At 73.7% G+C, this 22938-nt stretch carries 18 protein-coding genes; 9 read left to right on the top strand and 9 right to left on the bottom strand.

Annotation, left to right across the window (positions count from 1 at the left end):
- Positions 1–34 precede the first annotated feature (34 nt).
- The 4 genes from ACFYQQ_RS19960 (at position 35) to ACFYQQ_RS19945 (ending at position 5246) form a co-directional block, all read left to right on the top strand.
- Positions 35–1540: a hypothetical protein gene (locus tag ACFYQQ_RS19960; protein ID WP_388904898.1), complete on the top strand. Its 1506-nt coding sequence runs from the start codon at positions 35–37 to the stop codon at positions 1538–1540.
- A gap of 109 nt (positions 1541–1649) precedes the next feature.
- The gene (locus tag ACFYQQ_RS19955) at positions 1650–2945 is read left to right on the top strand and encodes an AAA family ATPase (RefSeq protein WP_388904897.1); all 1296 of its coding nucleotides are present in this window, start codon (positions 1650–1652) and stop codon (positions 2943–2945) included.
- A 128-nt stretch (positions 2946–3073) separates the two neighbouring features.
- On the top strand, positions 3074–4276 hold the full coding sequence (locus ACFYQQ_RS19950) for a VWA-like domain-containing protein (protein ID WP_356174000.1): 1203 nt from the start codon (positions 3074–3076) through the stop codon (positions 4274–4276).
- A 184-nt stretch (positions 4277–4460) separates the two neighbouring features.
- Complete coding sequence (locus tag ACFYQQ_RS19945; protein WP_355793296.1) at positions 4461–5246, top strand: endonuclease/exonuclease/phosphatase family protein; 786 nt, start codon at positions 4461–4463, stop codon at positions 5244–5246.
- 108 nt (positions 5247–5354) lie between these two features.
- Here the strand turns inward: ACFYQQ_RS19945 and ACFYQQ_RS19940 are convergent, their stop codons facing one another.
- Complete coding sequence (locus ACFYQQ_RS19940) at positions 5355–6218, bottom strand: PhzF family phenazine biosynthesis isomerase (protein WP_355793292.1); 864 nt, start codon at positions 6216–6218, stop codon at positions 5355–5357.
- A 92-nt stretch (positions 6219–6310) separates the two neighbouring features.
- On the opposite strand from ACFYQQ_RS19940, the gene ACFYQQ_RS19935 reads away from it, so the two are divergent.
- From ACFYQQ_RS19935 to ACFYQQ_RS19920, 4 genes are all read left to right on the top strand, one after another.
- Positions 6311–7210 (top strand): LysR family transcriptional regulator, encoded by a 900-nt coding sequence (locus ACFYQQ_RS19935; RefSeq protein WP_388904896.1) that lies wholly within the window; start codon positions 6311–6313, stop codon positions 7208–7210.
- Between the two features lie 172 nt (positions 7211–7382).
- Positions 7383–7817, top strand: coding sequence for an ester cyclase (locus ACFYQQ_RS19930; protein ID WP_356174006.1), 435 nt, complete (start codon positions 7383–7385; stop codon positions 7815–7817).
- Positions 7818–7860: 43 nt separating this feature from the next.
- Positions 7861–8754, top strand: coding sequence for an NAD-dependent protein deacetylase (locus ACFYQQ_RS19925; protein WP_356174009.1), 894 nt, complete (start codon positions 7861–7863; stop codon positions 8752–8754).
- Between the two features lie 73 nt (positions 8755–8827).
- Positions 8828–9415 carry a 3'-5' exonuclease gene (locus tag ACFYQQ_RS19920; RefSeq protein ID WP_355790546.1) on the top strand — a complete coding sequence of 196 codons (588 nt, stop codon included), beginning with the start codon at positions 8828–8830 and terminating at the stop codon, positions 9413–9415.
- A gap of 95 nt (positions 9416–9510) precedes the next feature.
- Here ACFYQQ_RS19920 and ACFYQQ_RS19915 read toward each other — a convergent pair whose 3' ends face one another.
- From ACFYQQ_RS19915 to ACFYQQ_RS19895, 5 genes are all read right to left on the bottom strand, one after another.
- A complete protein-coding gene (locus ACFYQQ_RS19915; RefSeq protein WP_355790543.1) occupies positions 9511–9747 on the bottom strand; it encodes an acyl-CoA carboxylase subunit epsilon in 237 nt (78 codons plus the stop codon).
- Between the two features lie 130 nt (positions 9748–9877).
- Positions 9878–11203 carry a hypothetical protein gene (locus tag ACFYQQ_RS19910; RefSeq protein ID WP_355790540.1) on the bottom strand — a complete coding sequence of 442 codons (1326 nt, stop codon included), beginning with the start codon at positions 11201–11203 and terminating at the stop codon, positions 9878–9880.
- Positions 11204–11328: 125 nt separating this feature from the next.
- On the bottom strand, positions 11329–12357 hold the full coding sequence (locus ACFYQQ_RS19905; RefSeq protein ID WP_355790537.1) for an ABC transporter ATP-binding protein: 1029 nt from the start codon (positions 12355–12357) through the stop codon (positions 11329–11331).
- Positions 12354–15290 (bottom strand): ABC transporter permease, encoded by a 2937-nt coding sequence (locus ACFYQQ_RS19900; RefSeq protein ID WP_388904895.1) that lies wholly within the window; start codon positions 15288–15290, stop codon positions 12354–12356. The genes ACFYQQ_RS19905 and ACFYQQ_RS19900 overlap by 4 nt, the downstream gene beginning before the upstream one ends.
- On the bottom strand, positions 15287–18460 hold the full coding sequence (locus tag ACFYQQ_RS19895; protein WP_388904894.1) for an FtsX-like permease family protein: 3174 nt from the start codon (positions 18458–18460) through the stop codon (positions 15287–15289). The genes ACFYQQ_RS19900 and ACFYQQ_RS19895 overlap by 4 nt, the downstream gene beginning before the upstream one ends.
- 185 nt (positions 18461–18645) lie before the next feature.
- On the opposite strand from ACFYQQ_RS19895, the gene ACFYQQ_RS19890 reads away from it, so the two are divergent.
- Entirely contained in the window at positions 18646–19383 is a 738-nt protein-coding gene (locus ACFYQQ_RS19890; protein WP_388904893.1) for an ABC transporter ATP-binding protein, read from the top strand.
- Between the two features lie 76 nt (positions 19384–19459).
- Here the strand turns inward: ACFYQQ_RS19890 and ACFYQQ_RS19885 are convergent, their stop codons facing one another.
- Genes ACFYQQ_RS19885 through ACFYQQ_RS19875 form a run of 3 tightly spaced genes read right to left on the bottom strand, consistent with a single transcriptional unit; the run spans position 19460 to position 22911 of the window.
- The gene (locus tag ACFYQQ_RS19885) at positions 19460–20335 is read right to left on the bottom strand and encodes a geranyl diphosphate 2-C-methyltransferase (protein ID WP_355786007.1); all 876 of its coding nucleotides are present in this window, start codon (positions 20333–20335) and stop codon (positions 19460–19462) included.
- Positions 20336–20389: 54 nt separating this feature from the next.
- Complete coding sequence (locus tag ACFYQQ_RS19880) at positions 20390–21448, bottom strand: family 2 encapsulin nanocompartment cargo protein terpene cyclase (protein WP_355786004.1); 1059 nt, start codon at positions 21446–21448, stop codon at positions 20390–20392.
- A gap of 20 nt (positions 21449–21468) precedes the next feature.
- Complete coding sequence (locus ACFYQQ_RS19875) at positions 21469–22911, bottom strand: family 2B encapsulin nanocompartment shell protein (protein WP_388904892.1); 1443 nt, start codon at positions 22909–22911, stop codon at positions 21469–21471.
- Positions 22912–22938 lie beyond the last annotated feature (27 nt).

The following is a 22938-nucleotide window of genomic DNA, read 5'->3' as shown; positions in this document are numbered from 1 at the left end:
GATTGGGGGACTCTTCCGCGAACGGTGAGTGCTGATGGCACTTCACTTCGCGGACGAGATTCCGCCCCACCTGTTGATGTGGCAGCGCGTACGGGAGTACGCCGTGCCACCGTCCATGATCGAGAACGCGACCGCGCGGCGCGCGGCCGGTGACTGGGCGGGGGCCTGCGCCGCCGCCCGCGTCTACGTCGATCTCGATCTGCGCGCCGTACGCCGTCGCCACGGCACCGGCATCGTCACCCTCCTCCGAGCGGACCTGCGTCGCCTGGCGCCGGATCTGCTCCGCTGGCACATGCCCCGCATCGCCCCCGACGGGCGGCTACGCCCCGGTCTCACCATCTCCCTTGCCCGCTACCGGAGTTCGGGCGGGTCGCCGCTGCACCTGGTGGTGCGGACACCGCCTGCCCGGGCGGATGCCGGACAGCGCATGTCCCTGGCGGTGTGGGACGCCTCGGACAGTCACGGCAGGGGCATCCCGGCGCACCACCCGCATCCGCATCCCGACCGCCGCTTCCGGCTCGACCTGCACCGGCATCTCTGGGACGCCGGGCGGAGCCATGAACTGGCATCGCGGTGCGGGCCGGGAAGACCACTCTCCCTCGCGGCAGTTGACCCGGGCCCCGAAACGCACGGGCCGCTGTGGCCGGATGGACCGGAACGGCACTACGGCGACAACTCCCATTGGGCGTTCGGCAGTTGGGTAGCTGAGGCCGAGCTGTTGCTGCGCGCCGACGGGCTGCCTCGCGGGGCCTTCACCGTACGGCTCGGTGCGCGCAGGCGTGCCGTACTCGACCTCGTCGCGCCCGACGACAGCCACGTTCCGACGCTCCGGCGGCTCCCCGAGGACGCGCTGCCGTCCCAGGTGACCGCTGCTCTGCCGGTCCTGCCGGAGGCGGCGGCCCGCGTCCTGCCGGACCTGGAACTGCTGCGCTCGGGGCTCGTCCCGGTGAACGGGCTGCATCCTCTCGTGGCCGCGGCGCTGACGGCTCCCGGACCTGCGTCTGCCGACGGAGGCCCTCCGGAAACCGGTGATCCGCACCGCGTGCCGTGCCGGGGCGAGATCCACCGCATCGCCCTCCGGGACGGAGTGCTGACAGCCGTCGACCACGATCCCGCCCAACTGCGGCGGGAGGAACTGCTCGTGGCGCTCGGCGGCCCACCACTGCCCTGCCTACGGGCCATCGACGCGGTGCACCGTGATCCGGAGGCGCTGCCCGCCGTCCGGGAACGGCTGCGGCACGGCGACGTCACCGGCGCCTTGGCCGTGGTCGAAGGCTTGCTCGGGCCTGCGGCGATCCTGCGCGACGGACCGCTCCGGACCGAACTGGAGTCGGCCATGGCCCGCCGCGTCGACCACGGGCTCTTCCGTTCGGGACTGCTCGACGTGCACACAGGTGCCGGTACGGCAGGGCCTGAGAGCGCGTCGGACGTGGCACACGCGACGGCCGACCACCGACCCCGTCTGAACCGGCGTACGCCGATCGCGGTGCGCCGCAAGCTGAGCAGCCGCGCCCGGCCCCGGACCGGCCTGGCGTCCTGACCGGCGCCACCGAACTCCCCTTACCTGAGCGCGCGTTCAGCCGTCCGCGCGCCCTCATGACCTCCGGACGGATCCTTCCCCGTCCCCTCACGCCCTCAAGGTGATGCCGATGACCACCAGTACGCTCCTGTCCGCTCCGTTCCCGACCAACGAAGCGTGCGCACCCGCTCGCGCGACCGCGACCGACGCCCACCTCGCCGTCGCCGACAACCTGCTCTCCCTCCTGCGGACGACCACCACCGAGCCGCGCCCGGACGAACAGCTCGAAGCACTGACGCTGGCCGTGGCGGCTGACCTGCCCGTTCTCTTGTGGGGCGAACCGGGCATCGGGAAGACCGCGGCCCTGACCCAGCTGGCGGACTCCCTCGATCTGCCGCTGACCACCGTGATCGCCAGCGTCCACGAGCCGTCCGACTTCTCCGGGCTGCCCGTCGTCGGTGAGGACCCGGCGGTGCAGGGCGTGCCGATGGCACCGCCGCAGTGGGCCGTGGAACTCGTACGGGCCGGACGCGGGCTGCTGTTCCTCGACGAACTCTCCACCGCGACCCCGGCCGTGCAGGCCGCCCTCCTGCGGGTCGTGCTGGAGCGGCGGGTGGGTGCGCTGCAACTGCCGCCGGGCGTACGGATCGTGGCCGCCGCCAACCCCCGCGCCTCGGCGGCGGACGGGTGGGAACTGAGCCCTCCGCTGGCCAACCGGTTCGTGCACCTGTACTGGGTGCACGACCAGGAAGTGGTGGTGCGCGGCCTGGGGGGCGTCTGGCCGAGGGCGGAACTGCCCCGGCTGGTGCCGGAACGACTGCCGGAAGCCGTCGCCTTCTCCCGCCGCGCGGTCTGCGGCTTCCTGGCCGCCCGGCCGACCCTGATCCACCGGCTGCCCAGCACCGAGACTCGACGCGGGGGCGCCTGGCCCTCGCCCCGCAGCTGGGACGCGGCGCTGACCCTGCTGGCTTTCGGCACCGCGGCCTCGGTCTCTCGCGACGTACTGGCACTGCTCGTACGCGGCGCGGTCGGTGACGGACCTGGACTCGAACTCCTCGCCTATCTGGACCGGATGGACCTGCCGGACCCGGAGACACTGCTGGCCGATCCGGGCGCCGCCGAGCTGCCGGAGCGGGGTGACCTGCGGCAGGCGGCCCTGGAGGCGGTGGTGGCCGCCGTCGGCGCGCGGCCGGAGCGGCAGCGGTGGGAGGCGGGCTGGGCCGTCCTGGTCCGGGCGTTGGAGACCGGCGCGGCGGACCTGCTCGTCGCTCCGGCGACGGCACTGGCCGCGGTGCGCCGTGACGACTGGGAGGTGCCGGAGACGATGGAGCGGCTGGCCGCGGTGGTCGGCCTCGCGCGGCAGGCGGACCGCTCGGTGGGACGGGTCAAGGCGGCGGCCGCCAGGCGTACGGGGGTGGCGGGCTGATGGCGGAGGTCGCGAAGCGGCCGGTGCCGCGTCCGATGCCCCGGCCCCCAACGCCGCGCCCGGTGAGGGAGGTCCATCCGGGGCCGGGGCCCGTCCATGTGTCCGACCGGGCCGAACTTCCGCTGGACATGCAGAAGTTGCTGACCGCCCGGCTGCACGCGGTGAACGTACGGCCCTACCTCGCCGGTGCGCTCTTCGCGCTGCACGTGGTGGAGGACCGGTCGGTGCCGACGATGGCCGTGGACGCCCACTGGCGTTGCTACGTCTCCCCCGGGTTCGTGGCGCGCACCCCGGTGGAGGAACTGGCGGGCGTCTGGGTGCACGAGGTCTCCCATCTGCTGCGGGACCACCACGGGCGGGGCGAGCGGTACGCGCGGCAGCACGAGGAGTACGGGCCGGGCGAACGGCTGCGGCGGAACATCGCCGCGGACTTCGAGATCAACGACGACATCTACGGAGACGGGCTGCCCCGGCCCGCCGGAGTGGTGCTGCCGTCGCTGCTGCGGCTGCCCGACGGACTGCTGATGGAGGAGTACCTGCGGCGGTCCTCCATGTCCGGGCTCGCGGACCTGGCCTGGCTGGACTGCGGCAGTGGCGCCGACGGGCAGCACCGCTCGTGGGAGCTGGGCCCCGACGGGGCGAACGGGCTGACCAGGCAGCAGCGGGACGCGGTTCGCTTCCGGGTCGCGGAGGCGATCAAGGGCCGGCCGGGCAGCGCGCCCGAGGGGTGGCGCCGCTGGGCGGACGAGGCGTTCCAACCGCCTCAGCCCTGGCGGCAATTGCTGGGGTCGGCGATCCGCTCGGCCGCCGGCGCCCCGGGGGCGGGCGAGAACCACAGTTACCGGCGGCCGTCCCGGCGTTCCGCGAGCCTTCCCGGGGTGATCCTGCCGAGCCTGCGCCGTGTTCCGCCGCGGGTCTGCGTCGTGATCGACACCTCCGGGTCGGTGAGCGACGCCGAACTGGGCAGCGCGCTGCTGGAGGTCGCGGCGATCTCCCGGGCGGTGGGCGGGCGGCGCGACCTGGTCTCCGTCATCTCCTGCGACGCGGCGGCCGGAGTCGCCGTCCCGCTCTGCCGTGCCGAGAGCATGGAGCTGATCGGCGGCGGTGGCACGGACCTGCGTTCCGGTTTCGCCCGGGCGCTGCGCTCGCGGCCCGGTCCCGACGTCATCGTGGCGCTGACGGACGGGCAGACCCCGTGGCCCTCCGCGCCACCGCCCTGCCGCACCGTCGTCGGTCTCTTCCCCCGGCCCGCCGGCTCCGCGCGCGAGGACGATCCCGACTACGTCCCGGACACTCCGCCCGGCTGGGCACGTGTCGTCACCATCGGGTGAGAGGCGGCGAACGCCGTGCCACCGTCCGGGCCGCGACGGGATCGCCGACTCCGCGCGGGCCGGCGGCGGCGTGTCCCATAACCTCGTACAGGAACACGTCGGATGTCAGGGGAATCGACTTCGAGGAGGCGATGTGCTCGCCAGGGGCACGCGCTTGCACGTCGGCGCACTGATCGTGGCCTGCATGGCGCTCATCGGGCCAAGTGCCCCGAGGGATGCCCTCTTCGGCGGGTCGCTGCCGGTCGAGGCGGTCAGGGACGTCGTGCCGAACCGGGTGATGACGTGGAACATCTGCAACCCGTGCGACGCGAGCAACGTAGCCCGGGCGGCGGAGATCGCCACGTACGCGCCGCAGGTCATCGGCCTGCAGGAAGCGTGCGTGCGGGACGTGGAGAGCATCCGGGACCATCTGGAGAACCTGCACGGGCTGGTCTACCACGTCGAGTACGGGGCGGTCCTCAGGAACTGGAGCCGCTGCGGAGGTGTGCCGTGGCGTCCGGGCGGCTACGGACAGGCGATCCTCTCGGCGGCACCGATGAAAGACGTCCTCCGGGCGGAATACCCCGACGGCGGATCCGAGGACCGTGGGTACATGGCCGTCACCACCACCGTGGGCGGACGGTCCGTCCGGGTCTTCGACACACACCTCGCCCAGCGGCGGCAGGAGGGGGTCCGGGCGGCCCAGGCGCGCGTACTGGTCGCTGAGGTCGCCCGGCACGACCGCGCGATCGTCCTCGGCGACTTCAACGCCGTACCGGACGCCCCCGAGCTCGACAGGATGTGGACACTGGCCCTCGACACGGACCCGCAGTGCCGCCACTCCGTCTCCGGGGCCTGCGAGCCCACGACCGACTGGCAGAGCAAGTTCGACTACGTCTTCCTGCGAGGGATCGACTCGTCGCGGCACCGTGTGCGCCCGAGCGTCCACTCGGACCACCATCTGCTCCTCGCCGACCTGGACACGACCTGAGCGGGCGCCCCGACCGAGCCGGCCGGCGGTCCGGGGAGTGCGCGGTGCGCTCCGCCGGTCCCGGGCCGCGACGGCTCGCCCCGACGCGGGCCCGGGGTCCTGCCGCGTTCACTGCTTGATCGGCACCGCTTGTCCGCTGACGCGTACCCGCGGGTCCGCGGCGTCGATGTCGACGTCGAGCAGGCTGGGGCGGCCCATGTCGTCGCCCTGGTGGATGCGCACGGTACGGCCGTGCGGTGCCAGGCCGAGGGTCCTGAGGTATCCGCCGAACGCGGCAGCCGCGGCGCCGGTCGCCGCGTCCTCGACGACTCCCCCGACGGGGAACGGGTCGCGGGCGTGGAACAGATCGTCCGACTCCCGCCAGACGAGCTGCAGAGTCGTCCAGCCGTGGCGGCGCATGACCTCGCCGAGGGCGTCGAAGTCGTAATCCAGGTCGGCGAGTCGGGCCCGGGTGGCGGCGGCGAGGACGAGGTGCCGCACGCCCCCGAAGGCGACGTGCGCCGGGAGTTCGGTGTCGAGGTCCGACTGCTTCCAGGCCAGTGCGGCGAGAGCCTCGCTCAGCTCGGTCCCGCTCGCCGGCCGGGTGTGGGTCGGGACGCTGGTCAGCGTCGCGTGCAGCGCGCCGTCGGCGTCGGCGACCGTGAGGACGGGGACTTCGCCGGCCTGGGTGTCCAGCATCAGCAGGCCCGGGCCGATGCGTTCGGCCAGGGCCACGGCGGCGGCGATGGTCGCGTGTCCGCAGAAGTCGACCTCGGCGAGGGGGCTGAAGTAGCGCACGGTGAACCGGCGTTCGTCCATGTCGTGCTCCGTGATGAACGCCGTCTCGGAGTACCCCACGTCCGTGGCTACGGCGAGCATGCGGGCGGCGTCGTACGACGCGGCGTCCAGGACGACCCCCGCCGGGTTCCCGCCCTGGGGGTCGGCGGTGAAGGCGGCGTAGTGCAGCACCGTGTCGGTGAGGTTCGAAGTCATGTCTCTACGGTGCCACCCCTCCGGCATCGAAGGAAGCGATGATTCTCGATGGATGTCATCGGGAAAAGCGATGGCTCGGGTAGGGTCCGAGTGTGGAGACACAACTGATTCGGACGTTTCTGACCGTCGCGCGGACGGAGAACTTCACGTCGGCCGCGGCGGAGCTGCATCTCTCGCAGTCCACGGTGACGACGCAGGTCAAGTCCCTGGAGAAGATGCTCGGAGTCCAGCTCTTCGACCGTATGCCGCGCGGGGCCCGCGTGACCGCCGCGGCACGACGACTGGTGCCGGAGGCCGCGGCCGTCCTCGACGCGGAGGCGAGGCTTCGCTCGGCCGCCGCGGACTCCGAACCCTCGGGTACGGTCGCCGTCGCCGCGGGAGACACCCTGTGCTCCACGCATCTGCCTCATGTGATCGCCGCTCTGCGCCGCAGCCACCCGAACATCGCCGTGCACCTGTTCCCCGCCGGCACCCACGCCTCGGTCGAAGGACTCCGCAGCGGCCAACTCGACCTGGCCCTGCTGCTGGAGGACTCGGTCGCCTTCCCCGACCTGACGGCGACCGTCATCGCGAGGGAGGCCCTGTCCCTGGTCGGACCGCCGGGGCACCCCCTGGCCTCGTCACGAAAGCCTGCCACGTGGCGTCAACTCGCCGACGAGGACGTCTTCTTGCACGAGGAGGGCTGCTCCTACAGCGACCGGATCGCGGGCCGGCTCCAGGCCGCGTCCGGCGCGCACACCCGACTGACCCGCCTCGGCAGCAGCGAAGCGGTCCGCAGCTGCGTCATGGCCGGTCTCGGCATCAGCATCCTGCCCCGTACGGCGGTCGCGACCGCGCTGCGCGAGGAGCGCCTGGCCGTCATCGAGGGCCCGGCGCTGCCCGACGTCCCCGTGCAACTGGTCCGCCATGGCGAGCGACGGACGTCACCGGAGGTCCGCGTGGTGGTGCAGGCCCTGACGGACCACTTCTCCACGACGCGGCACGACGGATGACCCGCTCCGCTCGCGCGGGCCCGACGCCCTCGTGCGCGACAGCCGAACCGGCGGCAGGTCCCGCGCGTCAAGCACCGTCCGCGAGCCTCCCTCAGGGGCCGTGTCACATTCCGAGCGGCCGCCCCGTCTCATCGCTGTGACCCCTTCCAACACGGGCCCGAGGAGAGACCGCATGCCGACAACCGAGACGACGGACAACACGGCGACGCTCCACCGCTTCCACTCCGCCGTGAACAGCGGTGATCCGGACACCGTCCTGAAGGCCATCGACGAGTTCGTCGCACCTGACGTGCGCTTCCATGCCCCCGTCCCGATGGGCGAGACCGGCGCGAAGGCGCTGAAGCAGGTGTGGGACGTGCTGCTGCGCGCTTTCCCCGACATCCACGTCACCATCGAGGAGACGGTCGCGGAGGGGGACAAGGTCGTCTCCAGGAACACCGTGACCGGGACCCACCAGGGCGAGTACCGGGGCCTGGCCCCCACGGGTCGCGCGGTCACCTACGGCGAGATCTTCGTCTTCCGCTTCGTCGACGGGCGGATCGCAGAAATACGGGGCGTCGTCGACGTCCTCACCCAGCTGCGCCAGCTCGGCGCCCTGCCTTCCTGAGCGACGTGCCGGGTCGCGGCGCGGGATTCCGTACCCTGGCTGAATGCGCATGCGTCCCACTCTGAACTGGACCCCCACCGGGGATCTGCCGCCGGGCACCACGGACCTGGAGCCGGTCGCCGAGGCGCTGGGCACCGGCGGCGTGCTGGTGCTCAGCGGGGCGGGCATCTCCACGGAGTCCGGCATCCCCGACTACCGGGGCGAGGGCGGGAGCCTGAGCAGGCACACCCCGATGACCTACCAGGAGTTCACCGCGAGCGCCCCGGCCCGGCGGCGCTACTGGGCGCGCAGCCACCTCGGCTGGCGCACCTTCGGCCGGGCTCGCCCGAACGCGGGGCACAGGGCCGTCGCCGCGTTCCAGCGGCACGGTCTGCTCTCGGGTGTGATCACGCAGAACGTCGACGGTCTGCACCAGGCAGCCGGAAGCGAGGGTGTCGTGGAGCTCCACGGCAGCCTGGACCGGGTCGTCTGCCTGACCTGCGGCGCTTTCACCCCGCGCCGGGAACTGGCCCGCCGTCTGGAGGAGGCCAACGCTGGTTTCGCCCCGGTGGCCGCCGCCATGAATCCGGACGGCGACGCCGACCTCACCGACGAGCAGGTCGGCGACTTCCACGTCGTTCCCTGCACGGTCTGCGGCGGCATTCTCAAACCGGACGTGGTCTTCTTCGGCGAGTCCGTTCCGCCGTCCCGGGTCGCGCACTGCCGCGCCCTGGTCGACGGGGCGACCTCGCTGCTGGTCCTCGGATCCTCACTGACCGTGATGTCGGGTCTCCGGTTCGTCCGTCATGCCGCTCAGGCCGGAAAGCCGGTGGTGATCGTCAACCGGGACCCCACGCGGGGCGACCAGCACGCCGTCGCCCGTGTCACGCTCCCGCTGGGAACCGCCCTCACCACCGTGGCCGAACAGCTGGGCATCCCCGGGGACGGCACCCTCTGACACGTCGGCCCCCGATGCCGCCCCGCACAAATGGGGATGCCGGGACCCAGCTCGCGTCTCTACGCTCGGCCGCATGCGCCGCGAATCCGCCCTGCTGAACGTCATCGATGTGGAAGCCACCTGCTGGGACGGACAACCGCCGCCCGGCTCCGTGAGCGAGATCATCGAGATCGGTCTCGCCGTCGTGGACGTGTCGGCACGGCGCCGCGTGTCGAGGCACCGCATCCTGGTCCGCCCCGCCCGGTCGGCGGTGAGCGACTTCTGCACCGAACTGACCGGCCTGACCCAAGCCGAGGTGGAGCAAGGCGTCACCTTCGCCGACGCGTGCCGGATCCTCGTCCAGGACCACGAGGCCGGGGAGCGCCCTTGGGCCAGCTGGGGCGAGTACGACCGTCGGCAGTTCGCGCGGCAGAGTCAAGCCCACGAAGTCGCCTACCCCTTCGGCCGGCCGACGGAGCGCACCCACACGAACGCCAAGGCCGTGTTCGCCGCGGCCTACGGGCTGCGCAAGAAGCCCGGTATGGCTCACGCCTTGCAGATCGCCGGACTGCCGCTCGAAGGACGACATCACCGCGGCGAGGACGACGCGTACAACATCGCCGCGCTCGTCCTCGATCTGGTGGGCCGTGGCGCATGGCCGGCCACGGCCACCGTCGTCTAGACAGATCCCCTGCGCATCACATCGCGGGGGGCGGAGCACCGGTTCACGCCGGCGAGCAGCCCACCGTCCTTCGCACCGACCGTCACGGTCACGCGTCAACCCGCGAACGGGAGTCGGGGTGGATGGCGCCACGAATGGGGAGCGCGGTAGACACCTTGGCTGTCGTCCTGCCCCCATCGCGCGGTCTCCGGCTCCTCCTTCAAGTCGTCCTCGTCTCGGTCCCGCCCGGACAGCACGGCGCCGAGGACCACCGCGATCGCCGCGAGCTCCTCCTCCCCCGCGGTGCCCCGCACCACCCGCAACTCGGTTCGGACACTGTCCCGTTCACCCACGAGAGCCTCCCGACGACGCAGCACGCCACGACATGCTCACGCTCGGGCACACGCCTCGAAGAACGCTTCCGTCCCGGTCGAGAAGGCTTCGAGAACCGGTACAGGCCGTCCGGTCACCGAAGGACGCTCGTCAGCCGTCCGAACCGCATTCCTCCCCCAGCTGTCTCAGGACCTCTCGGAAGTCGTCGAGCGCCGGCCCGAACTCGCGGGTGGTGGCACGGAAGGCCGAGCGGTCGAGCAGCGACCTGACGACTGCCGGAGTTCCCTCCGCGGGGCGGTGCCGGGACCAGCGCAACGCCAGTTCCACGCCTTCGTCGAACAGCACGCCCGTGTGCTCGGTGCACCCTCGGGCGCCCGCTTCCCAGTGGACGGCGGAACGAATGGTGAACACCCGGTGCAGCCGCACCAGTTCGGCGAGGTGGCTTTCAGGATCTTCAGCGGCCCGTGTGGCGAGGGCGTCCACCTCGTCACGGAGCGCGTCGCGGCTGTCGAAGTAGTCGCGTCGGACGTCGGGTGACCACCGCAGTGTGACGACGCCCGACGGCGGCCGGGGTTCTCCGGGCCGCGGCCGCTCGCTCTCGGCGCCGGACATCAGCGACAGCACCGCCCAGTACGACGACTGGTAGCCGCTCCAGGACTTGCGCTCGCCGGTGGCCGCCAGTTCCGTCAGCAGGACGAGCGCCTCCTGCCGGGCCGCGGCGGCCTCCCGTCGTCGGCCGTGGGTGCCGAGCATCCGCGCGTACTCGAACAGCGCGAAGAGGTGGCAGGCGATCGGGCCACGGTCGTTCGCGGCTTCGGCCGCCTCCATGTCGACAAGTGTCTTGAAGGCGGCGAGTGCCTCCTCGGACCGGCCCGCGTCACGGAGAGCGGCGATCCACTGCAGCAGGATCCACGCCAGACCACCTTCGGCGGGGCCACCGGGCAGCGCGGTGGCCGCCAACTCGGTCGCGGCGTCGGCGGCTTCGACATAGCGGCCCTCTTCGGAGAGTCCCGAGGCCCACTCGGACAACCCTCTGATGGCGCGGCTTCGTGACGTCTCCGCCTGAGCCCTTCCGATGGCGAGCATCTCCGCACGCATGGCGAGCCCTTCGGCTCGTCTGCCCACTTCGTACAGTCCTCTCTGGCACGTGCCGAGGGCCTCGTACAGGAGATTCGCGCGCTCCGGCTCGGCCGGATCGACGGTTCGTGCGGCGGCCACCGCCTCCTCGCACAGTGCGAGGCTCACTTCGGGCCGGTGGCTGGGGTCGTAACTGAGGTGCTGCAGCGCCTTCACCAGGCGGGGCAGGTAAGCGGCGGGACTGACCTGAGCAAGGACACGGTAGGCGCCGACTTCCTCGCGAGGAGTGCGGCGTCCCGAGGCGAGCAGTACATTCCGCGCTCGCAGGATGTCGTCCTGGTCGATTTTCGCCGAGTAATTCATGGCGGAATTCTGGATGTCGCCGAGAATGCCGGACAAGCCGTAAAGGCTGTGCCCTTCGTCCTACTGGAATAGCCCCTGACCTGGCATGATGGAACTGGCATAACTCCCATGACTTCGACGCAATGTGACGGAGCTTCTGGTGGCTCCGGACCTCGCCCTGGTCAGGCTCCGGCGTCCGGGGCCGGAGTGTCCGGCCAGACGCCGATGTGGTCGCGTTCGAGCTGGAGCATGACCCGGTGCTCCATCGACAGGGACTCCACGTACTCCGACGGAAGCTGGAGTCGGCCCGCGCGGTCGAGCATCGCGTACTCGTGGGCCTCGACCGACGTGCGACCGCCCTCGTCGACCGTGGTCCGGCGCAGCGTCTCCGTGGAGGTGCGTCCGTCGCGGATGGCGACGGTACGGCGGACCTCGTTCGCGACGGCCTGGTCGTGGGTCACCACCAGTACGGTGGTGCCCAGTTCGTCGTTGGCGCGCCGGAACGCCGCGAAGACATCGGCGGCCGTGGCCGAGTCGAGTTCACCGGTGGGCTCGTCGGCCAGCAGCAGCGAAGGGTTGTTGGCGAGCGCCACCGCGATGGCGACCCGCTGCTGTTCGCCGCCGGAGAGCGCGGCGGGACGGCGGTCGGAGCGGTCCGCGACGCCGAGCAGGCCGAGCAGGTCGTGCGCGCGCTCGGCGGCCGCCGCACGGGCCTTGCGGCCGCCGCGGCCCGCGAGCCGGATCGGCAGGGCGACGTTCTGCGCCACGTCCAGGTAGGGCAGCAGGTTGCGCGAGGTGCGCTGCCACACGAAGCCGACGGTCTCGCGCCGATAGGCGAGGCGCTCGCGGGCGCGCATGGTCAGCAGGTCCCGTCCGGCGACCCGGGCCGCGCCGGCGGTCGGCACGTCGAGGCCGGCCAGGATGTTCATCAGCGTCGACTTGCCGCTGCCGGAAGCACCCACGAGTGCGGTCAACTCCCCCTCGCGGACCAGCAGGTCGAGCCCTTGCAGGGCCTGCACCTCGACACCGTCGGCGGTGAAGACCCGGACGAGCCGGTCGCAGACGACGAGCGCGTCCCGGCCGTGGACGGGGCGTTCGCGCCCCGCCCGCTCCTCCAGTTCGGCGAGGGTGCGGCGGGTCCGGGAGCCGTCCGGCTCGCCCGCCGCGCCGGCCGGACGGGACCCGGCCGAGGACGGCTGGGGCACGGTCATGAGGGCTCCTCCTGCGTGCGTTCGGTCGAATTCGCCGCGGTGGGGCTCACCCCGGCGGGGTCGCTGGTGACCGGAAGGCCAGGGGTGCGTCCGGCGCCGGGAGGCGCAGCGTCCCTGAGGCTGCCCGGGCCGGCCTCGCGGGCCCGGGGCCACCTGCGTCGGCCGCCCGGATCGCCCGCCCGGCGTGTGTGCAGCACCGTGACGACGGCCGCGAGCACCAGGACCGCGGCGGCGGGCAGCACCAGGGCAGTGGGCACGGCGTGCAGCGCGGGGTGGAAACCCTCGGGGACGGTCGTGCCGTCCGGCCCTGCGGGGGCGGTGCCGACGGCGAGCAGCCGCAGGTCGACCGCCGGGCCCGCGAGGGCGATCGCGACCCAGCCGGTGACGGCGCCGCCGACGGCTGCGGTCACCGCGAGCGGCACCGCCTCCAGCAGGGCGAGACGGCGGCTCTGCCGGGCCCCGAGGCCCAGTGTGCGCAGCCGGCCGAGGAATGCGGCGCGGGCGTCGGCGTCGTGGAGCAGGGACAGCGCGAGCGCGAGGGCGGCGAGCGCGCCCGCGGCGCCGACCGCCGCGGCGTAGACGCGGAACGTGCCCTCCTGGAGCGGCGGGGCCGCGTACCGTGCCCGCACTTCCGAGCGGAGTACGGCGCGCACGGGCGTGGAGCCCTTGGCGCGGGCCGCGCGTTCGAGGGCCGTCGCACCGGCCGGGGTGCCGGTGACCAGCAGGCTCGTCGCGCCCCCGGCCCGCATCAGGGTCTGGTCGAGAAGGAGGAACGCACCGTGCGGGACGGCCGGTGTGCTCGTACGGGCGGCGGTGACGCGCACGGTGAGGGTGCGGCCGAACGCCTGGACCCGCTGCGGTCCCGTGCCCAGGCGGCGGGCGAGGCCAGGAGAGGCGACCGCGCCCAGGGCGCCGCTCCGGGGCTGGAGGGCGGCCGCGGGGAAACCGCCGTTGCCGGTGGAGCGGGACAGCCGCGCGTACGCCTCGGCGGGGACGGCGACGGCGGTGACCCGGTGGCCCCCCACTTGCCCGTCGGTGTCGGTGCCCACCGAGGTGACCGAGCGGACGCCGGGCAGGGCGGCCACGGCGTCCCGCGCCCCGGCGGGCAGCCGGCCGCCGCCCAGGACGTCGACGCGGGCGTCCGCACCGGTGGCGAGCAGTGCCGCGCGGTCCCGGGCGGCCGTGGTGCCGAGAAGGACGGAGCCGCCGAACGCGGCCGTGGTCAGGGCGATCACGAGGGCGCACAGCGGGAACGCGGTGGCGGCCGGGGCGCGTCCGGCGCGGGCCAGCGCGAGGAACACCACCGGACCGCGCAGCCGCGCCGTCGAACGGGCGGCACTCCGCAGCAGCGGCGGGGTCAGCCGCAGCAGCAGAAGCGCTCCGAGCAGCGCGGTCAGTACGGGAACGACGGCGACCGCCGCCGTCGAGTCCGCGCCCGCGGCGCGCAGCGCCACCAGGGAACCGGCCGTCAGGAGCACGATCGTCGCCTCGGCGACGAGGCGGCGGCGTCCGGGGCGTACGGCGGCGAGGTCCTCGCGCTCGTCGTGCGCGCGCGGCACCCGGTGAACGGCGACGACGAGCAGCGGCGGTGTCAGGCAGACGAGGACGGCGACGGCCGCGACCGCGAGGACGGCCCGTGCTTCGCGCCCGTCGGGCAGCACCAGTCGCGCGAGCAGCAGGCCGACGGCCGCCGCGGGCAGCGTGGTCACGGCCGTCTCGGCGCCGGTACGGGCGGCCAGGGAGATCAGGCCGGCGCCCCGGGCGCGCAGCAGCGCGAGTTCGGGGGCGCGGCGACGGGTGAGGAGAGCCGCCGTGGCGGTCAGGACGAGTGCGGCGACGGCGGCGGCTCCGGTGAGGCCCGCCGTGACGAGCGGGTTGACGGCTTCTCTCTGCCGGTTGTGGGCGGCTGCCACGTCGCCGAGTTGTGTGGTGACGGCGGCGCTGGGCCCGGCGAGGGCGCGTAGCCGCAAGGACGCGGGGCCCTGGCGCAGGGACGCGGCGGCGCGGACGATCCCTTCGGCGTCCTCGCCGGTGAGCGCGTCCGTGTCGGGGATGAACCGCCAGGCGAGTTCGGGCTGGGTCTGGGTGCCGAGCAGCACGGGTGCGGCCTCGGCGGGCAGCAGCAGCGCCGCCGACCAGTACAGGGCCGGGAGTCTGTCGCTGGTGGCGGCCATGCCGGGAGTACCGAGCTGCGGATCGGCCGACCAGTACGGGCCTGCGGGCGCGCGCGGGCGCAGGATCGCGGTGATGGTGAACTCGGGCCCCTGGGAGCCGTTCTCGTAAGCGGTCGGCACCGTGCTGCCGACATGCAGCCGCAGCGCGCGGGCGGTGGCCTCGGTGACGGCGGCTTCCGCGGTGCGGGTGGTCTCGGTGGTGTCGTGCGCGGCGCGCGGCAGCCGGCCCCGCAGCACCCGGGCGTGCTCGTCGAGGCCGCCGAGCGCGTGCACGCTGAAGTGCGGCGGGACGGCCTCGGGGCGGGGCAGCGCGGGGTCTGTGCCCAGGAGCTGGTGGGTGGTGCGGACCTCCGCCACGGCGTTCTCGGCCCGGGTGGTCAGCGGCGCGGGGAACGTCCGGGGTGCCCTGTGCGTCACCCGGGCGAGTGCTTCCGGGGCGACGGCGGCGGCGCGTTCACGTGTCCCGAGCGCCAACGAGGGCTGCGGCGCCGTCAGTTCGACGACCGTGCGGGGGGTTCCCGCGTCGGTGAGGGCCGCGTGCAGGGCCCGTGAGGCGACGGCGTCGTCGGCGCGCGGCAGCGCCGCGGCGACGAACGCGACGAAGCAGGTGAGCGCGGCGAGCGCGAGCACCGCCCGGGGTGCGGCGCGCAGCCGGGTCCGCAACCACGGGGCGGGGACCCGGTGCGTGTGGCGCCGGCGTGGGACCTCCCGCGCCGCCGCCGCGTCGCGGTCGGTCCGCTCGGCGTGACGGATGGTCATGCGGGCTCCGTTCCGGTGCCCGCGGGGATGCGGGTCGCGTGGCGGGCGAGCAGGACGGTGACCACGACGGGCGCCGTGGCCACGGCGGCGAGCAGCAGGAGGACGTGCGGAACGGGCAGGTCCGTGACGGCGGTGGGCACGGGCCGGGCGCCGGTGGCGGTGCGCACGGTGTACGGGACCACGGCGTGCACCAGCAGGACGCCGAGGACGGTGCCGGAGACCAGGCCGGTGACGAGGTGCGCGGCGTTCTCCGCCGCGATGAGCAGCATGGGCAGCCTGCGGGGCGCGCCGAGCGCGCTCAGCACGGCGAACTCCGGCCGGCGGACCCGCGCCGTCGCGGCCCAGGCCGCCGCGAGGCCGAGCGCGGCGAGGACGACGGCCGCCTCGGCCGTGGCCCACAGTGCGCCGCGCACTCCGCCGCTGAGCGGATCGGCGAGGAGCCGGGCGACGGTCTCGTCGCGCACGGCCACGGTGGCTCCCGGGTGCGCGGCGCGCAGCGCGGCGGCGGCCTGTTCCGTGCGGCCGGGGGCGGGCCCGGCCCACCACTCGTTCGGGGCGAGAGGGGCGCGGCCTCGGGCGGTCAGCCAGGCGTCGGCGGCGGCCAGGTCCACGACGAGGGCGCCGCCGGTGCCGGTGGTGGGGAAGGAGCGAGCGGTGGCGGCGAGCCGCACCCGCAGGGTCTCTCCGGAGAGGGTGACGTCGACGGTGTCGCCCGCGTGGGCTCCGGTGGCTCGCAGGTAGGCGTCGGTGGCGAGCGCGGGCAGCACCGCCGGGACGCGGGGCTGCGCGCCGGGGCGAAGCCGCACGGTGACGGTGGCGGACGCGGGGTCGGCGGCGCCGGTGCGGTAGCCGACCGTGACGGCGTTCCCGTCGACGCGCGGGCGCAGTGCGCGGGGCGGATCGTCGAGGGTGCCGCGGGTGACGGTGGCGTCGGCGCTCCAGGTCAGTGCGGCGGGAAGGTCCAGGGCGCGGACGGTGTCGCCGCGGCGCGCGGTGTGGAGCGCCTCGATGCGCAACGCGGCGGCGCGGTCGCGGCCGGGGACGGGGCTCTCCGCGTCGATCCCGGTCAGAATGAGCGGGCCGGCGGGGGCGGCACGCGTGGTGTCCGCGGTGGTGTCGAGGGCGGCGCGCAGCCGGTGGACGCGGCCGTCGGCCGGCAGTCCGCCCGCGGACAGCCGGTAGGCGGTGCCGTGCCGGTCGGTGACGACCACCGACAGCAGCGTGGCCCTGCCGTCGTCACTCGCGGACTCCCGCCGGTCAGTCCGCGCGTCGATGAGGAGCGCGCGGGCATCGGGGGGCAGGACCGCGCGGGTACCGGACACGGTGGGGCGCGCCGCGGCGGGCGCCGCGAGTGGGTCGGCGTCGGCGAGCGCGGGCCGCAGCAGGACGACGGACCGCAGGGCGGTGGTGTCGGCGGCGAGCACGGTGGCCTGCGGGCCTTCGGCGCGGTGTACGGGCGCCACGGTCGTCAGGTCCGGCACGCCGTCGACGCGGCCGCTCTGTCCGGGGCCGGCCGGGCGCGCGTCGGTCACGCGCAGCGGGGCGCCCACCGTGTGGTCGGCCTGGTCGTGCTGGGAGGTGCGCCAGGAGGAGTTCTGCCCGACGGCGAGCAGCCCGGTGGCCAGGGTGAGGACGAGCAGCAGAACCGGCGCGGTGGCAGTGGCGGGCCGTCGGGCGAACTGCCGGCACGCGAGGGCGGCGCCCGCGCCACGGCCGCGGGCGGCGATCCGCTCGGCGGCGCGTGCGGCCCACGGAAGCAGCCGCAGCATCAGCACGGTGGCAGCGAGGAGGGTGAGTGCCGGTGCGCAGGCGGCGACCGGGGTGAGGGTGTCGCCGGAGCGCAGCGGGAGCCAGGCCGCGGCGGCGAGGACGACAAGGGCGAGGTCCGCGCCGGCTCGGGCGGGTCCCGGCAGCGCCCGCGCGCGTGCGGTCGCGCCGTCGCCCCGGGTGGGGGTGGCGGTGGCGAGGACGACGACTGCCCCGGCGAGGGAGGTCGCGGCGCCGACCAGGAACACGGCGCCGGTCAGCGGGGCGCGCGCGGCGTCGGCGGCGAAGAGGCCGGCCAGCGGGCGTGCGGCGAGGACGGCGACGGCGGCCGCGGGCACCGCCAGGCACGCCGCCTCCACGGCTGCGACGGCGGCCAGCGCGCGGGCGGAGGCGCCACGGGCGTAGAGCACCGTCGTCTCGGCGGTGCGCCGCTCGCGCAGCAGCCGGGCGACGAGCAGCAGGACGCCGGTGGCCAGGACGACGAGGTGGACGGCCGCGGTCAGCAGTGACGTCGCGGCGACCGAACGCGCCGTGGCCGCCTGGTCGAGGAGCGCGGGCAGCTTCGTGGCCACGACGGCCGAGCCGCCCAGCTCGGGCGCGCCGCGCAGTGCGGCGCGGGCCCGCACGACATCGGCCCGCAGGGCGCCGGAGTCGGCGACGGTGACGCGGCGCGTGTCGGCGGTGACGCTCCACGCGGTGCTGTCGGTCGCCACCCGGCCCGTGGTGAACGCCTCCGCGGAGGTGAGCAGGGGCCCGTACGTCGTGAAGGAGACCGTCGCCGCGCCACGGCCGCGCAAGGGGTCGAGCCGCCAGTACGGATCGGACGCGTCCTGTGGCTCGTAGACCCCGGTGACGGTGACGCGCAGCGCCCGGGAGTCGAGCCGCCCGGTGAGGCGCAGGGTGTCGCCCGCGCGGACGCCGAGCCGTTCGGCGGCCACCCGGGGCACGGCCACGGCGACCCGGCGCGCGGTGCCGGCGGACGGCAGCCGCCCGGAGACCAGGCGTACGCGGCCGGTGTCGAGGGTGGCCAGCTGGGTGAGGTCGGGCCGGTCGCGGTCACCGCCGGGCAGCGCGTAGGTGACGGAGCGTTCGCTCTCCCGGACCGTGACGGGCAGCCCGCCGTACGCAGCACGGGCCTGCCGGGCCACGGTGTCGCGGGCCCTGTCCCGCTCTCCCCCGGGCACGTCGGCGGTGATCCGCAGCGCGGTGTCGGCTCGGTGGTCGGTGGCGGCGAGGGTGCGGCGCAGCGCGGCGTCCCCGGCGGCGGTGGAGAAGGCGGCCAGGGCGGTGAGCACCGTGGCTGAGAGGGTCACCGCGAGTACGGCGGCGAGCACCGGCAGCCGGTGCGCGAGAATCCGCCGCGTCCCCCAGGTCAGCACGCAGACCCCCGTCCCGTTCGCCACGACGTCGACTGCCGTTCCCCGGACGGCAGTTCGAGCCGGAGCGCGAGGATCATAACCCTGCGCCTCCGCATGACCGCGACCGCACGGCGCACGTTGTCTCGCGGGACGCGTCCGCATAGGGTGACCGCCCGTCCGGGTGGCGGGCACGCGGATGTCCGCCGGACGGCGCGGAACAGGGTGGGGCGATGACCGGAGACAGAGTGGAGCACGGCGCGGAGCCGATGGTCCGCGTGGTGGACGTACACCGCGGCTATGGACGCGGACCCTCGGCGGTGCAGGCACTGCGCGGAGTGTCGCTCACGGCGCGGCGTGGACGGCTGACCGCGGTGCGCGGGCGCTCGGGCGCGGGCAAGACGACGCTGCTGAACATCGTGGGCGGCCTGGTCCGGCCGGACCGGGGCCGGGTACTCCTGGACGGCACCGACCTGTCCGCCCTGCCCGAGGCCCGGCTCCGTGAACTGCGCCGGGACCGGGTCGGGTTCGTCTTCCAGGACTTCGGCCTGCTGCCCGTGCTCACGGCGGCCGAGAACGTGGGCGTGCCGCTGAGGCTGCGCCGGCGGCAGCGCGCGGAGCGCGACGAGCGGGTGCGGGTGCTCCTGGCCCTCGTGGGTCTGGCCGACCACGCGCGGCAGCGGCCCGACGAGCTCTCAGGCGGGCAGCAGCAGCGGGTGGCGGTGGCGCGGGCGCTCGCCAACCGGCCCGCTCTCCTGATCGCCGACGAGCCGACCGGGCAACTCGACGCGCACACCGGCCTGGCCGTGATGGAGCTGCTCCGTGCCGTGGTGGACAGCGAGGGGGTCACCGCTCTCGTGGCCACCCACGACACCCGCCTGCTCGACCTCGCCGACGACGTGTGGGAACTGAACGACGGCACGGCCCGCCTCACCAGCCCGCCGCCCGCGGTCGCACACGCGTCGGCGTAGACGCCGGACCGGGTCCGTCGCCGTGCACGGCACCTGCCGTCGCCACGCCGGCGGACCCTGGCGTCCGCGACGGAACCTAGACCCGGTCGGCCGCGATCAGCAGATACTGGAAACTGCCGTTGCGATAGGCGTCCAGGAAGGTCTCCTCGATACCGGTGACCAGGTGGTCGGCCTGCCGGCGCAGGTCCCAGTACGGAATGGTCGCCGCCGTCAGATCCTCCACGTGCACGGGCACGAGCCGGTTGCGCGCCATGGCGCGGAAGTACTCGGACCGCGGGTGGATGTCGCAGATGTAGTGGGCGTTGATGAGCGACACCTCACGGGAGGCCCGCCCGTAGGTGTCGTTGTAGCAACCGGTGATGACCACGTACCGTCCGCCGCGGCGCAGCAGGCGGGCGTGCTCGGCGAAGAGCAGGTCCAGCTCGACGTACATCGTGGACTCGTTGTTCCAGGACGCCGCGTAGGCACCGGACTTGAGTCCGGTGTCGAGCATGTTCCGGTGGTGGTAGCGCACCTTGTGGTCGATACCGCGCTTGCGGGCCTGCTCGTTGGCGAACTCGGCCTGCTTGGCGGAGAGGGTGACCCCGTCGGCGTGGCAGCCGTAGCGCAGGTTCGCGGTGACGCTGCCTCCGCCCCGACCGCAGCCCGCGTCGAAGACCCGGTCGTCCGGCGAGAGTTCACCCAGGTGGGAGGCCAGCAGTTCCGCCTGCGCGTGCTCCAGCCGGTGCAGTTCGTGCGTGATGCGCTCGCGGCGCCGGTCCGGGTCCGGTTCGTCCAGCACCGAGGCGTCGGCGCCGCCGATGCCGTAGTGGTGGTGGTAGAGGTCATCGATCTTCCCGAGCTCGAGGTTGACCGGGTTCTCCTCGGCGTTCCAGTACTCCGCGACACGGTTCTGGTACGTGGACTGGGCTGGCACCGGTGCGGACGTGACTGCGGTGGGGACGGTGGTCAACGGTGACTCTCCTCGCTTTGACACTGTGCTGACGTGCTGGCGGAACCGCTCGGCCTACCAGTAGTTGGGCAGGCTGTAGCGGTGGCTGTTGGTGGCGTGCCACTCGTGGTTGCCGGACACCCAGTCGGCGAGGCCACGGGCGTACCTTTCGACGAGCGGCGAGGTGGCCGAGAGGGCGGCGGCCTCCGCCTCGAAGGCGTCCATGATCTGGTTGTGGATCTCGACGCTCTTCAGATAGGCGGCCTTGAGGCCGCACTGGTCGTTCGCGGCGACCACCTGGGGCAGGTTCAGGTGGTCGGGATCGCTCGCCAGCTCCTTGGTGTAGGAGTACAGGTCGTTGACGATCGTCGTGGCGTTGCAGGCCAGGGCCGTGATCCGCTGGATCTCCGGTCGGGCGTACACCACTTCGGGCAGTTCGTAGCCGTCGACGGCGTCCACGATGGACAGGCAGGGCCGGAAGTTGTTGAACTGCCGCATCACCAGGTACTCCCAGATGTCCGGCACGTACCTGGTCTCCGCCCAGGCGGCCTCACCGAGGTACCCGAGATGCAGTCGGGCGACGTCGTGCAGGAACCTGCTGGTCTGGCTGGGTGTGGCGACGGCGGCGTAGTCCTTCAGCGCCCAGTGGTACGAGCGCAGCGGGCCGTCCGCCTGTACTCCGTCGCGCCAGCGCTCCTCCAGTTCGGGAGTGCTGTGGAACGGGTCGAGCGCCGACTGGGCCACGACGAGCCGGCCGCCCAGTCCGCTGCGCGCGGCGCCCCTGCCCTCGTCCTCCTCGCAGTAGCAGCTGTCGACGATGTTCTCGGCGAGCAGGAGTTTGCCTGCGACGGTGAGGCGCTCCAGGTCGGCCGCTCCGGGGTGCTGGAGGGCCACGGCACGGCCGAACTGGAACTGGGTGAAGTCTCCCGTCCACTGCGGGGGGAACAGGTCGAGCCCGCGCGCCCATGCCTCCAGTCTCCGGTCGATCTCCGCGGCCTTCTCGGGATTGGCGGGGGCCGCCGGCCGGTACCTGAGCCCCGGGACGGCTCCACTACGCCTGGCGCGCAGGGTGGGGACGGGGTGGGGTGGGCCGGGCGGGGTGAACGCGGCTGTGTCGTCCGTGGACGTGCTCATGTGTGCGGTGCTCCACCTGTTCAGTCGGCGACGCGGCCGAGCTGGACGTTCTCCAGGACGCCGGCCGCGTCGGGCACGAGGATGGCCAGGGAGTAGTAGGCGGTGACGAGGTACTTGACGACGGCATGCTGGTCGACGCCCATGAAGCGGACGTTGAGGCCGGGTTGGTACTCCTCGGGGATTCCGGTCTGGTAGAGCCCGACGACCCCTTGGTCGGCCTCACCGGTGCGCAGCGCGATGATGCTGGTCGTGTGGGCCTTGGAGGTCGGGATCTTGCCGCAGGGCAGGATCGGGACTCCCCGCCAGGCAAGGCATTTGTGGCCGTTGATGGTCGTGGAGGCGGGCATCAGGCCGCGTTTGCCGCACTGGCGGAAGAACGCCGCGATGGCCTTCGGAGGGGCGAGGATCAGCCGCGTGCCGCGCCGCATCGCCAGCAGTTCGTCCAGGTCGTCGGGTGTCGGGGGTCCGCTGGACGTGCTGATGCGCTGCTCGAAGTCCACGTTGTGCAGGAGTCCGAACTCGCGGTTGTTCACCAGCTCCCATTCCTGGCGCTCGCGGACCGCCTCGATGGTGAGCCGCAGTTGCTCGCGTGTCTGGTCCATGGGACTGCTGTAGAGGTCGGCGACGCGGGAGTGCACGCGCAGCACGGTCTGTGTGAGGGACAACTCGTACTCGCGGGGCGCCAGTTCGTAGTCCACGAAGCCGCCCGGCAGCACCCGCTCGCCGGTGTGCCCGGCCCGGATCGGCAGGTCGGCCTCTCCGGCGCGGTTCGTCCGGCGTCGCCGGTGGCGCTCGTACGACTCCAGGTGAGCGGCGAACGAGGGTGAACGGTCGCCGAGTTCGCGGATCGCCCGCAGGGGCAGCACGAGCAGGATTCCCGCTGTCTCGGCCCGCACCGAGGTCGGCCACACGGGGTCGGACCGGCCGAGGGCCTCGTCCCCGAGGTGGTCGCCGTTCGCGGCGATCCCGTGGGACTGCTCGTCGCCGTAGGCGCCAACGGTGAACCGGCGGAAGCGGCCGTGGGCGACGAGGTGGATCTCGGTGACGGGCTGTCCGGCCCGTACGACGACCTGTCCGGGCTCGACCTCGCGGGTAGCGAAGCGGCCGGCGATCCCTTCGAGGACCTCTGTGTCCGTACAACCGCGCAGGGCGGCGAGTTCGGTCAGGGTCCCGGGGATCACCCTGATGTCGTCCGCGCCGTTGTGCTCGAAGCGGACGCGTCCTCGCCCGACGTGCAGGTGCAGTCGCCGGTTGACGCGGTACGCGCCGCCCTGGACGTCGACCCACGGCAGCGTCCGCAGCAGCCAGCGGGAGGAGATCGCCCGCATCTGTGGCTGGGATTTGGTGGTGGTCGCCAGCTGGCGGGCGGCCTGTGTCCCGAGACTGGTGCGGGCCGACCCCGAGGGCGGTGGCGGAGCCGCTTCATCGACCGCGGGACCAGTGACGCTGTCCGGTACTGACACATGCCCTCCGGGAGCTGAACGGAAGTG

Source organism: Streptomyces sp. NPDC005496, assembly GCF_042872045.1.
Taxonomy (GTDB): domain Bacteria; phylum Actinomycetota; class Actinomycetes; order Streptomycetales; family Streptomycetaceae; genus Streptomyces.
This window is presented reverse-complemented; position numbering and strand designations above follow the sequence as displayed.